A 13,027-nucleotide genomic window follows, 5' to 3' on the forward strand; every position below is an offset into this window, starting at 1 on the left:
AGATGTGTATAAGAGACAGATCCATGACTGAGCTTCCCAACAGCACCCCGTCGAGCTGGACCGGGGCCGCCGCGATCCTCTTTGACCTCGACGGCGTCCTGACCCCCACTGCGATCGTGCACGAGCGCGCCTGGCAGGAACTCTTCGACGGATTCCTCGCGACCGTGCCCGGGGTGCCCGGCTACCGCGAAAGCGACTATTTCGACCACATCGACGGAAAGCCGCGCTTCGACGGCGTCCGCGACTTCCTGGCCTCCCGGAACATCGTCCTGCCGGAGGGCCCGCTGGATGACGACCCGGCGCACAACACCGTCCACGGCCTGGGCAACCGCAAGAACAAGGTCTTCAATGACATCGTCGAGGCCGGCGGCGTCAAACCCTACGAAGGCTCCGTACGCTTCATCGATGCCGCGCTGGCCCGCGGGCTCAAGGTCGCCGTCGTCTCCTCCTCCCGCAACGCCCCGGCCGTACTCAAGGCCGCAGGGCTCTCCGACTACTTCCCGGTGGTGGTCGACGGCGTCGTCGCCGTCGCCGAGGGGCTGCCCGGCAAGCCCAGCCCGGCGACCTACGAGTACGCCGCCCGGCTCCTGGGCCTGCCCAGCGAGGACTGCGTCGTCGTCGAGGACGCGGTCTCGGGGGTCCAGGCCGGACGGGCGGGGAGCTTCCACTCGGTGATCGGCGTGGACCGCGGCGCCGGCCGGCAGACCCTGCTGGACGCCGGTGCCACCCTCGTGGTCAATGACCTCGACGAGCTCCTCTAGCCCGGCTTCCGCCCGCACTGCCCCAGCAAACGCTTTTCACCGCAAGACTTTACGCCTGAAGGAAACCCACCATGGCTCTCATCACCTCGGACCGAGCACGGTTCCCCAACGACCCCTGGCAGCTGGTCGAGACCGTCCACCTCCCCGGCAACGCCGGCACGCTGGAAACGCTCTTCAGCCTGGGCAACGGCCACCTCGGCATCCGCGGCGCCCACTGGGCCACCGCCGACGCCGATCTTCCGGGCAGCTTCATCAACGGATTCCACGAGACCTGGGACATCAAGCACGCGGAGAACGCCTATGGCTTTGCCCGCACCGGCCAGCGGATCCTCTACATCCCGGACGCCAACAACTTCACCGTGGTCATCGACGGCGAAACCCTGAGCCTGGACGAATCCACCCTGCTGGACTACCGGCGCAGCGTCGACTTCGCCACCGGCGTCTACGAATGCCGGATCACCTGGCTGTGCCGTTCCGGCGCCACCGTGACCACCACTGAACGCCGCGCCGTCGGCTACGAGTCCCGCGGTGCGCTCGGCATCTCGCTGGAACTCGCCGCGGACCGTGATATCTCCGCGGACGTGACCTCCTCCGTGATCAACCGCCAGGACCAGCCGGTGGATGACCACTCGGCCCATGACCCGCGCCGTGCCGGCCGGCACGCCGGCCGGGTGCTGCTTCCAATCCGGCTCGACGGCGGCGACGGTTCGCTGCGACTGTCCTGGGAGACCGCGGAATCCAAGCAGCGCATCGGCCTGGCCGTGGACCACTGGACCAACGCCGGGGTGCAGCCCTTCGACACCCAGGTGCACGAGGACGACAGCAGCGTCCGCTACGTCCTGGCCGTCGGCGCCGACGAGCCGTTCCTCCTCGAGAAGAGCGTCAGCTACGCCGTCGGGCAGTCCTCTGAGGACCTCGCCGACGACGCGGAGGCAGGCCTCAGGCCGCTCGCGGAGATCTTCGCCGAAAGCGCGGCGCACTTCCGCGACTACTGGGCCACAAGCGACATCGTCCTGGCCGGCCAGACCGAACTCCAGCAGGCCGTCCGCTGGAACCTCTTCCAGCTGGCCCAGGCCACGGCCTGCGCCGATGTTGCCGGCATCCCGGCCAAGGGCGTCAGCGGCTCGGGCTACGACGGCCACTACTTCTGGGACCAGGAGGTGTACCTGATGCCGTACCTGACGTACACCAGCCCGGACAACGCCCGCCAGGTCCTCGAATTCCGCCACGAGATGCTCCCCGAAGCCAAGATCCGCGCCGAGGAACTCAGCGTGGACGGCGCCCTCTTCCCGTGGCGCACCATCAACGGTCTCGAAGCCAGCGCCTACTACGCCGCCGGCACGGCGCAGTTCCACATCGCCGCCGCAATCGCCTTCGCCACCAACCGCTACATCTGGGCCACCGGCGACAAGGCATTCCAGGAATCCCTGGGCTCCGAACTGCTGATCGAGACCGCCCGGATGTGGGTCTCACTGGGCTTCTTCGGCAAGGACGGCCTCTTCCACATCCACGGTGTCACCGGCCCGGACGAGTACACCGCCGTCGTCAATGACAACCTGTACACCAATGTCATGGCCCGGTTTAACCTGCGCGCGGCGGCGGCTCTGGACCATGTGGGGATCGACGACGCCGAACGCCAGCTCTGGGAGCAGGCCGCCAACCGGATGCAGCTGCCCTACGACGAGGACCTCCAGGTGTACTCGCAGGACAACGACTTCATGACCCTGGAGCCGTGGGACTGGGCCACGCCCCGTTCGAAGTATCCGCTGCTGCTGCACTTCCACCCGCTGGTGATCTACCGCCACCAGGTCCTCAAACAGGCGGACAGCGTGCTGGCCATGTTCCTGCAGTGGCAGGACTTCACCGCCGAGGAAAAGCGCCGCGCCTTCGACTTCTACGATCCGATCACCACCGGGGACTCCACCCTGTCCGCCTGCGTGCAGGGCATCATGGCCGCTGAGGTCGGCTATGGCAAGGCTGCCCTGGACCACTTCACCCACGCGCTGTTCATCGACCTGGACGACACCCACGGCAACACGATCGACGGCGTACACATCGCCTCCACCGGCGGCGTGTGGAGCTCGCTGGTCAGCGGCTTCGCGGGCCTGCGCGACCAGGGCGCGGTGCCGTACTTCGACCCGCGGCTGCCCGCCGAATGGGACGGGCTGTCCTTCCACCTGAAAATCCAGGGCCGGCTGCTGGAGCTCGACCTCGAACAGGGCGCCATCAGCCTGACCGTGCGGAAGGGCGCACCCCTTGAGGTCGATGTGCGCGGCGAGCTGTTCACTGTCGACGGCGACACGGTGCGGGTTCAGCTGGCACCGGTTGCGACACCGGAGCCGACCATCTTCCCGAGCGGACTTCCGACGGCGTCGATCCCGGTCGTGCGCGCCGCGGTCTAACCTCCGCCAACGTAACGCGGGGTCACCTAGCGCCCATGATCCGCACCGACATGGGCGCTAAGTGACCCCGCGTTGGTTTTCCGGCCGCGAAGGGTCCGATGGAATAGGCGGCGGGGCGTCCGGGTTGCCGCCTAGTGGGACGGGCCACCTCATCGGGGCAGCCCGTTCCGACGTACTGGGCCCGAAAGCCGCCTTGCCGCCACAACGCGGCGGCGGCCGCCGGCCTGATTAAGTTCGACTACCTAGAATCGGAGATGGTGGATTAATGACTGCCTACAAGACAGTGAACCCCGCGACCGGAGAAATGTTGAAGGAATTCCCCCTCGCTACCGCGGGCGAGGTCGAGCACGCCCTCGCGGCCTCGAAGGACGCCTTCAGGGACTGGCAGACGGCGCCGGTGGAGGCACGAGCCAAGGTAATTGCCCGCGTGGCCGAACTGTACCGGGAACGCCGCGACGAACTGGCCCGGCTGATTGCCACGGAGATGGGCAAGCCCCTGGCCCAGTCCCGGGGCGAAGTGGGCCTCGTGGCCGACATCTACTCGTACTACGCGGAAGAGGGCCCGTCCTTCCTCCAGGACGAAGTGCTCGACGTCAAAGGCGGCGGCGAGGCCATTGTCCGCTCCGCACCGGTCGGGCCGCTCCTGGGCATCATGCCGTGGAACTACCCCTACTACCAGGTGGCGCGGTTCGCTGCCCCCAACCTGATCCTCGGCAACACCATCCTGCTCAAGCACGCCGGCAGCTGCCCGCAGTCTGCCCTCGCCATCGAGCAGATCTTCAAGGATGCCGGACTCCCCGAAGGTGCCTACATCAACCTGTTCCTGAGCAATGAGCAGGTTGCCGAGGTTATCGCCGATGACCGCGTCCAGGGTGTCTCGCTGACCGGCAGTGAGCGGGCCGGCTCGGCGGTTGCCGAGGTGGCCGGCCGGAACCTGAAGAAGTACGTGCTGGAACTCGGTGGAAGCGATCCTTTCATCGTCCTCGACTCCGGCGACCTCGACGCCACCGTCAAGGCGGCGGTCAGCGGGCGGATGGGGAACGCCGGGCAGGCCTGCACGGCCTCGAAACGCTTCATCATCCTCGAGGACCTCTACGACGCGTTCGTAGACAAATTCACCGCCAGGATGTCCGCGATCAAGCCCGGCGACCCCCTGCTGGCCGACACGCGGTTTGGCCCGCTCTCCTCGCAGAGTGCCGCCGACGGCCTGATCGAGCAGATCCAGGACGCCGTGGACAAGGGCGCCACCCTGCGGACCGGCGGTCACCACGTCGAGGGTCCCGGCGCCTACGTCGAGCCCACCGTGCTGACCGACGTGACCCCGGGGATGCGGGCCTTCTCCGAAGAGCTCTTCGGCCCGGCGGCGGTCATCTACAAGGTCGCCAGCGTGGAGGAGGCCATCGAGCTGGCGAACGGCTCCCCGTACGGCCTCGGCGGCGCGGTCTTCAGCACCGATACCGAGAAGGCCAAGGCTGTGGCGGACCGGCTGGACACGGGCATGGTGTTCATCAACTCCGTGGCCGAAACCCAGGCGGACCTGCCGTTCGGCGGCGTGAAGCGCTCCGGCGTCGGGCGCGAGCTGGCACGGTTCGGCATGAATGAGTTCGTCAACAAGAAGCTCATCCGGACTCCGCGCTAAATACGGCGGCATCCTGCGGGCAGTTGGGGGCGAATGCGCGACGCCCATCCGCCCCCAACTGCCCGCTCCCGTGCCTGCTGGGGCGCGGACGTACGGGCCCGTGCCCTAGTGTTAACCCAGGACGAAGCTCAGCACACTTACGGTTCAGGGAGAGGCAATGATGGCCAAGCGAAGCAACCCGGCAATGCGAATTGCCCAGCAGTCAGCACACAACGCGATGTTCGACGCCCAGGGCAAGCCCAAGCCGGGCGTCCACAACGTGCTCCTGCGGGCCGTTGAAGTCCAGCGCCCGCTGGTGCTGGCCAATCTCCGCCGGCTCCAGCGGAAGCATCCGCACGCCACAGCGGCGCAGCTCGCCGCGACACTGGAACGGGACTACATCATCGCCGTCACCGGCGGCGGCGCACTCGTGGGCGGAGCGGCCGTGATTCCCGGCGTCGGGACCGCAGCAGCGCTGGGCCTCTTTGCGGCCGCCACCGTTGGTTTCCTCGAAGCCACCGCCCTCTTCTCAACTTCCCTCGCGGAACTCCACGGCGTGCGGATGGTGGACCCCGAGCGGGCCAGCACCCTGGTCATGGCGATCATGCTGGGCGAGGAGGGCACCGCACTGCTGAGCTCGCTGAGCGGGCAGGCCGCGGGGCAGGGCAAGGGCCCCACGCAGGCCTGGGGTTCCCTCTTCTCCCGCCGGGCCCCGCTGGCCGGTTTTGGTTCGGTGCGGGAACGGATGCAGACGATGTTCCTGCGGACCCTGCTGAAACAGCAGGGCACGGCCCTGCTGGGACGGGCGCTGCCGTTTGGCATCGGCGCCGTCGTGGGCGGCGTGGGCAACCGGATCATGGGCCGCGCCGTTGTCGCGAACGCCAAGGAGGCGTTCGGCCCGATGCCGCTGATTATCCCCGGGGAGCTGGGGGCCATGGCGGAAGCCGAATCCCCGGCGGCAGTGCACGGCCGGGACCGCAAGGCCCCCAAGGACCACAAAGACAACAAAGCGAACGAGGGCGGCACGTTTTGGATCTGAACGCTGACTTGGGGGAGTCCTTCGGGACCTGGACCATGGGCGACGACGCCGCGATGTTCCCGCTGGTTACAAGCGCCAGCGTCGCCTGCGGGCTGCACGCCGGGGACCCGGTGACCATGCTGGACACCTGCCGGGCGGCCTACGAGCTCGACGTCCGCGTGGGCGCGCATCTCGGCTACCCGGACCTCGCCGGGTTCGGCCTCCGGACCATGGACATCACCTTCGACGATCTCTTCGGCGCCGTGCTGTACCAGCTCGGTGCCTTGGACGGGGTGGCGCACGCCGTCGGGGCCTCGGTGGACTACATCAAGCTGCACGGGGCGCTCTACGACCGGACAGTGCGCGACGCCGAGCAGGCCTCCGCCGTCGTCGCCGCCATCCAGGCCTACGATCCGGGACTTCCCGTGCTGGGATTCCCGGGCTCCGCCCTGCTCGGCATCGCCCAGGAAGCCGGGCACCCGGTCTTCGCCGAAGCCTTCGCCGACCGCGCCTACCTGCCCGACGGCACGCTCATGCCGCGCTCGCAGGACGGCGCCCAGCTGCAGGACGTCGGCCAGATCACCGAACGCGCCGTGCGCCTCGCGACGAAAGGCGAAGTCGAGGCCGTCGACGGCACCGTGCTCCGGATCGAACCGCAGTCGCTGTGCATCCACGGCGACGCTCCCGGCTCCGTCGCCACAGCCGCCGCGATCCGCGCGGCCCTCGAAAGCGCAGGTGTGGAGCTGGAGAGCTTCGCCTAAGCCCGGCCCGACCGGCCCCATGGCCGCTTCCCGCCCGCGGGGCTCCTGCCCAGTGCCGTAAGGCCCTATCGGGGCACAAGTACGGCCCATAGCTTGAGGGCATGACTGCCGGAGGCCCCGCGGGGTTAGATGGACCCGCCTCGGATGCAATGTTGAAGCTGGGCCGGTTTTTCACGAAATGGGACCAGACCGACGACGGCAGGGCGGTGTTCCGTGAGGGTGGCCGCAAAGGCGATATCTTCTACCGGGACCGGTGGAGCCACGACAAGGTGGTCCGCTCCACCCACGGGGTGAACTGCACCGGCTCGTGTTCCTGGAAGGTGTACGTCAAGGACGGCATCATCACCTGGGAATCCCAACAGACGGACTACCCCTCAGTGGGTCCGGACAGTCCGGAATACGAACCGAGAGGCTGCCCGCGCGGGGCGGCCTTTTCTTGGTACACCTACTCGCCCACGCGCGTCCGGTTCCCCTACGCGCGGGGCGTCCTCGTTCAGATGTACCGCGAGGCCAAGGCCCGGCTTGGGGACCCGGTGCTGGCCTTCGCCGACGTCGTGGGGGACCCGGAACGCCGCCGCCGCTACCAGCAGGCCCGCGGCAAAGGCGGCCTGGTGCGGGTGTCGTGGCAGGAAGCGACCGAGATCGCGGCCGCCGCGCACGTGAACACCATCAAGACCTACGGGCCGGACCGCTGCGCCGGCTTTTCGCCGATCCCCGCGATGTCCATGGTCTCGCACGCGGTCGGGACCCGCTTCATCCAGCTGATCGGCGGGGTGATGACGTCCTTCTACGACTGGTACGCGGACCTGCCCGTGGCCAGCCCGCAGGTCTTCGGGGACCAGACCGACGTCCCGGAATCCGGTGACTGGTGGGACGCCGGCTACCTCATGATGTGGGGTTCCAACGTCCCCGTCACCCGGACCCCGGATGCGCACTGGATGGCCGAGGTGCGGTACCGCGGCACCAAAGTGGTCACCGTCAGTCCGGACTACGCGGACAACACGAAGTTCGCCGACGAATGGCTCCCCGCCCAGGCCGGAACCGATGCCGCGCTGGCCATGGCCATGGGGCACGTCATGCTCAGGGAATTCTTCGTCGACCGCGAGGTCCCGTTCTTCTCCGACTACGTCCGCCAGTACACGGACCTGCCGTTCCTGGTCCGGCTGGAACGGCGCGACGACGGCTCCCTCACCCCGTCGAAGTTCCTCACCGCCAAGGACCTCCCCGCCGAGTCCCTGGCCGAGGACGCGGCTTTCCGCACCGTGCTGTTCGACAAAGAGGCCGGGCGCCCTGCCGTGCCCAACGGCTCCATGGGATTCCGCTATTCCGGCAGCGGCGAGGGCAAATGGAACCTGGACCTCGAAGGGATCGAACCGGCGCTGTCGCTGCGCGAGGTCTCCGCGGCGAGCGCCGAGATCCTGCTCCCGTGCTTCGAGCAGGCGGACGGCACCGGCAGCGTGCTCCGGCGCGGGGTGCCCGTCATTGAGGTGGAGGGCCAGTTGGTCACCACCGTGTTCGACCTCATGCTGGCCCAGTACGGTGTGGGACGTGCAGGGCTCCCGGGGGAGTGGGCCGCCGGCTATGACGACGCCGCGACGCCCTACACCCCGGCCTGGCAGGAGGAGATCACGTCCGTCCCCGCCCAGGCCTGCATCCGGGTGGCGCGGGAGTTCGCCCGGAACGCCGAGCAGTCCAAGGGCCGCTCCATGATCATCATGGGCGCCGGGATCTGTCAGTGGTTCCACGGCGACACCACCTACCGGGCGGTCCTGGCGCTCGTGATGCTGACCGGCTGCATGGGCCGCAACGGGGGCGGCTGGGCGCACTACGTGGGGCAGGAAAAGACCCGGCCGGCCACCGGCTGGGTGTCGCTGGCCAACGCGCTGGACTGGTCCCGCCCGCCGCGGACCATGATCGGCACGGGCTACTGGTACATGCACACGGACCAGTGGCGGCAGGACGGCTACTCCGCGGACGCGCTGAAGTCACCGCTGTCCACCGGAGCCCTGGACGGCATGCACACCGCGGACGCGCTGGCCCAGTCGGCCCGGCTCGGCTGGATGCCTTTCTACCCGCAGTTCGACCGCAACCCGCTGGACCTCGCCGACGAGGCGGAGGCGGCCGTCGCCGCCGGAACCGCGGAAGACACCCCCAGCTACATTGCGGACGCGCTCAAGAACCGCACCCTGAACCCGGCAATCGAGGACGTGGACGCCCCGGAAAACTGGCCGCGGACCCTCGTGCTGTGGCGCTCCAACCTGTTCGGCTCCTCGGCGAAGGGCAACGAGTACTTCCTCCGGAACCTGCTGGGCACCCACAACAACGTCCTGGGCAAGGACCACGCCGAGGGCCTCAAGCCCCGCGACGTGAAATGGCACGAGCAGGCGCCGGAAGGAAAACTGGACCTGCTGGTCTCCGCCGACTTCCGGATGACCTCCACCACGCTGCTCTCCGACGTCGTGTTCCCGGCCGCCACCTGGTACGAGAAGCACGACCTGTCCTCCACCGACATGCACCCGTTTGTGCACGCCTTCACGCCGGCGATCGACCCGCCGTGGGAGACCAAAACAGACTTCGACATGTTCCACCTGCTGGCCCAGGAGTTCTCCCGGCAGGCCAGGACCCACCTGGGCGTCCGCCGGGACCTGGTCAGCGTGCCGCTGCAGCATGACACCCCCGGCCAGCTCGCCCAGCCCGGCGGGATCGTGCGGGACTGGCGGGACACGTCCATCCCCGCGGTGCCGGGACAGAACATGCCCATCTTTTCCGTGGTGGAGCGGGACTACACCGCCATCGCGGACAAGCTGGCCGCCGTCGGGCCGCTCGCCGACAAGCTGGGCTTCACGGTCAAGAACGTCACCTACAAACTCGCCGGCCCGCTGGACCGGCTCAGCCGCTCCAACGGCGTGATGCTCGGCGGCGCGGCGGACGGCCGACCCGCAATCGACACCGACGCGAAAATGGCGGAGGCCATCCTGGCGTTCTCCGGCACCACCAACGGCGCGCTGTCCGTCCAGGGCTTCAAGGATCTGGAAGTCCGCACCGGCCGGAAGCTGGCGGACCTCTCCGAAGGGTCCGAGGAAAAGTTCATCACCTTCGCCCAGACCCAGGCCGGCCCGGTCCCCGTCATCACCTCGCCGGAGTGGTCCGGCTCCGAAACGGGCGGCCGGCGCTACGCCCCCTTCACCATCAACGTGGAGCGGCTTAAGCCGTGGCACACCCTGACCGGGCGGATGCACTTCTTCCTTGACCACGACTGGATGATCGACATCGGCGAGTCGCTGCCGATCTACCGGCCGCCGCTGGACATGCACCGGCTCTTCGGCGAACCCAAACTCGGCCGGGACGGCCAGCTGGAGGTGGTGGTCCGCTACCTGACGCCGCACTCCAAATGGTCCATCCACTCCGAATACCAGGACAACCTGCTTATGCTCTCGCTGTCCCGCGGCGGCCCGACGGTCTGGATGAGCCCCGCTGACGCCGAAGCCATCAAGGTCCGGGACAACGACTGGGTGGAATGCCTGAACACCAACGGCGTCCTGGTGGCCCGGGCGATCGTCAGCCACCGGATGCCGGCCGGCGTGGTCTACGTCCACCACGCCCAGGAACGCACCATCGACGTGCCGAAGTCCGAGGCGACCGGCCGGCGCGGCGGCATCCACAACTCCGTCACCCGGCTGCTGGTCAAACCCTCGCACCTGATCGGCGGCTACGCCCAGCTGGCCTACGCGTTCAACTACCTTGGCCCCACCGGAAACCAGCGCGACATGGTTGCCACCGTCCGCCGTCGTTCCCAGGAGGTGCAGTACTGATGCGCGTTATGGCTCAAATGGGCATGGTCATGAACCTGGACAAATGCATCGGCTGCCACACCTGTTCCGTGACCTGCAAGCAGGCCTGGACCAACCGTGCGGGCACCGAATACGTCTGGTTCAACAATGTCGAAACCCGCCCCGGGCAGGGGTATCCGCGCCGCTACGAGGACCAGGACAAGTGGCGGGGCGGCTGGGTGCTGAACAAGCGCGGCAAGCTGGTCCTCAAAGCCGGCGGCCGGGTCAAGAAGCTCTTCGGGATCTTCGCCAGCCCGGTGCAGCCCGAGCTCAAGGACTACTACGAGCCGTGGACCTACGATTACAAGACGCTCGTGGACGCGCCGCTGGGCGACGATTTCCCCGTGGCCCGGCCCAAGTCCCTGATTACCGGCGAGGACACGAAAATTACCTGGTCGGCGAACTGGGACGACGACCTGGGCGGCTCCACCGAGTACGGCCACCTGGACCCGATCGTGGAGAAGGTCCGGCGGGAATCCGAGGACAAGATCAAGTTCGCCTACGAACAGACCTTTATGTTCTACCTGCCGCGGATCTGCGAGCACTGCCTGAACCCGTCCTGCATGGCTTCCTGCCCCTCCGGTGCGATCTACAAGCGGGTGGAGGACGGGATTGTCCTGGTGGACCAGGACAAGTGCCGCGGCTGGCGGCAGTGCGTCACCGGCTGCCCCTACAAGAAGATTTACTTCAACCACAAGACCGGGAAGGCCGAGAAATGCACCTTCTGCTACCCGCGGGTGGAGGTGGGGCTGCCGACGGTCTGCTCGGAAACCTGCGTGGGCCGGCTGCGGTACCTGGGGCTGTTCCTGTACGACGCCGACGCCGTCACCGCGGCGGCGGCCGTCACCGACCCCCAGGAACTCTACGACGCCCAGATGGATGTGCTGCTGGACCCGAACGACCCCGCCGTCCAGGCCGAGGCCCGGGCCCAGGGCATCCCGGAGGACTGGATCGACGCCGCCCGGCGCTCGCCGGTCTACGCCCTGGCCAAGGTCTACAAGGTCGCACTGCCGTTGCACCCCGAATACCGGACGATGCCGATGGTCTGGTACGTGCCGCCGCTCTCACCCGTGGTGGACCTGCTGCGGGACCAGGGGCACGACGGCGAGGACGCAGGCAACCTGTTCGGCGCCATCGACGCGCTGCGCATCCCGGTGGAATACCTTGCAGAGCTTTTCACCGCCGGCGACGCGGACCGGGTCACCGCGGTGCTGAAGAAGCTCGCGGCGATGCGCTCCTACATGCGCGGCATCACGATGGGCAACGACCCCGACGATTCCATCCCCGAAGCCGTCGGCATGGACGGGCAGACCATGTACGAGATGTACCGGCTGATGGCGATCGCGAAGTACGAGGAGCGCTACGTCATCCCCAAAGCCCACGTGGAACAGGCCCATGACCTGGAGGAAATGGGCTGCTCGCTGGACTTCGAGGGCGGCCCGGGGATGCAGGATTCCTCACCCTTCGGCGAGGCCAGCGGCAGACCCGTCCCGGTGGCAGTGGAAACCTTCAACGCCCTCCGGGACCGGCAGACCTCCGGCGAGGCCCCGGGCGAAACAACCCTCCGGGGACGGGTGAACCTGCTGAACTGGGACGGCACCGGGGCGCCGTCGGGGTTGTTCCCGGAGAAGGCGGTCCTCCGGGAGACGCCCCCGCTCCCCACTCCCGGTCCAGTCAGCCGGACGGGGGAGCAGCCGTGAGCCGGCGCGAGCAGGTCATCTACCTCGCGGCGGCCTGGTGCCTGTCCTACCCCGACGAGGACCTGATCGAACGGGTGCCGCTCATGCGCGCCGCGCTCGGCGAGTTCCCCGGCGCCGTCGAGGACTTCCGGGAGGTGCTGGAGGCGCTGGAAGCAACGCCGCCGATGGACAGCCAGGCCCACTACGTGCGCGAGTTCGACCTCGGCAAACGCCACGCCCTGCACCTGTCCTACTGGACGGACGGGGACACGCGGCGCCGCGGCGAAGTCCTGGGCAACTTCAAAAAAACCTACCGGCAAAGCGAGATCCTGGTGGACACACACGGGGAACTGCCCGACTACCTGCCGATGGTCCTCGAATATGCTGCCCGGGTGGACCTCGCCGCCGGCCGCGAACTGCTGACCCGCTTCCGGGCGAGCCTGGAAATGCTCCGCTTCGGGCTGCTCCGGGACGCGCTTCCGCACGCCCGGATCCTGCAGGCGGTCTGCGCCACCCTGCCCGGGAAATCCCCGGCCGACGAGCAGGCCGTGATGCGGATGGCCGGCTACGGCCCACCCACCGAAGCAGTAGGCCTGGACCCTTACGATCCGCGCCTGCTGCCCGTGAAGGGGGCCTGACCATGCGCGCATCCGACGCCGAACCCGGATCCGCCGTCGACATCTCCGCACTGGACATCGTGCTCTGGGGCGTGCTGCCGTACGTGATGGTCGTCGTCCTGGTCGGCGGGCTTCTCTGGCGCTACAAATATGACCAGTTCGGCTGGACCACCAGATCCTCCCAGCTCTACGAATCCAGGCTGCTGCGGATCGCCTCACCGCTGTTCCACTTCGGCCTCCTCGCCGTGATCGCGGGCCACTTCTTCGGCCTGGTCATTCCGATGGCCTGGACCCAGGCGGTAGGGATGAGCCAGGAGTTCTACCACTTCAACGCGCTCTTT

9 protein-coding genes are annotated in these 13,027 nt (G+C 68.0%); all 9 read left to right on the top strand.

Features of this window, described 5'->3' with window-relative positions; translation table 11 throughout:
• Positions 1-23: 23 nt before the first annotated feature.
• Positions 24-761, top strand: coding sequence for an HAD family hydrolase (locus tag BJQ90_RS05745; RefSeq protein WP_226759344.1), 738 nt, complete (start codon positions 24-26; stop codon positions 759-761).
• Positions 762-832: 71 nt separating this feature from the next.
• Entirely contained in the window at positions 833-3,163 is a 2,331-nt protein-coding gene (locus BJQ90_RS05750; protein WP_226759345.1) for a glycoside hydrolase family 65 protein, read from the top strand.
• Between the two features lie 265 nt (positions 3,164-3,428).
• Positions 3,429-4,802, top strand: coding sequence for an NAD-dependent succinate-semialdehyde dehydrogenase (locus BJQ90_RS05755; RefSeq protein WP_226759346.1), 1,374 nt, complete (start codon positions 3,429-3,431; stop codon positions 4,800-4,802).
• 160 nt (positions 4,803-4,962) lie between these two features.
• Complete coding sequence (locus BJQ90_RS05760) at positions 4,963-5,820, top strand: hypothetical protein (protein ID WP_226759352.1); 858 nt, start codon at positions 4,963-4,965, stop codon at positions 5,818-5,820.
• The gene (locus BJQ90_RS05765; RefSeq protein ID WP_226759347.1) at positions 5,811-6,560 is read left to right on the top strand and encodes a LamB/YcsF family protein; all 750 of its coding nucleotides are present in this window, start codon (positions 5,811-5,813) and stop codon (positions 6,558-6,560) included. Before BJQ90_RS05760 ends, BJQ90_RS05765 begins: the two co-directional genes overlap by 10 nt.
• Before the next feature lie 101 nt (positions 6,561-6,661).
• Positions 6,662-10,372 carry a nitrate reductase subunit alpha gene (locus tag BJQ90_RS05770; protein ID WP_226759348.1) on the top strand — a complete coding sequence of 1,237 codons (3,711 nt, stop codon included), beginning with the start codon at positions 6,662-6,664 and terminating at the stop codon, positions 10,370-10,372.
• Positions 10,372-12,090: a nitrate reductase subunit beta gene (gene narH, locus BJQ90_RS05775; protein WP_226759349.1), complete on the top strand. Its 1,719-nt coding sequence runs from the start codon at positions 10,372-10,374 to the stop codon at positions 12,088-12,090. The genes BJQ90_RS05770 and narH overlap by 1 nt, the downstream gene beginning before the upstream one ends.
• Entirely contained in the window at positions 12,087-12,707 is a 621-nt protein-coding gene (gene narJ / locus BJQ90_RS05780; protein WP_226759350.1) for a nitrate reductase molybdenum cofactor assembly chaperone, read from the top strand. The genes narH and narJ overlap by 4 nt, the downstream gene beginning before the upstream one ends.
• Before the next feature lie 2 nt (positions 12,708-12,709).
• The coding region (locus tag BJQ90_RS05785) for a respiratory nitrate reductase subunit gamma (RefSeq protein ID WP_226759351.1) at positions 12,710-13,027 on the top strand (318 nt) is incomplete at its 3' end.

The organism is Arthrobacter sp. SO3 (genome assembly GCF_020532825.1).
Lineage (GTDB): Bacteria > Actinomycetota > Actinomycetes > Actinomycetales > Micrococcaceae > Arthrobacter.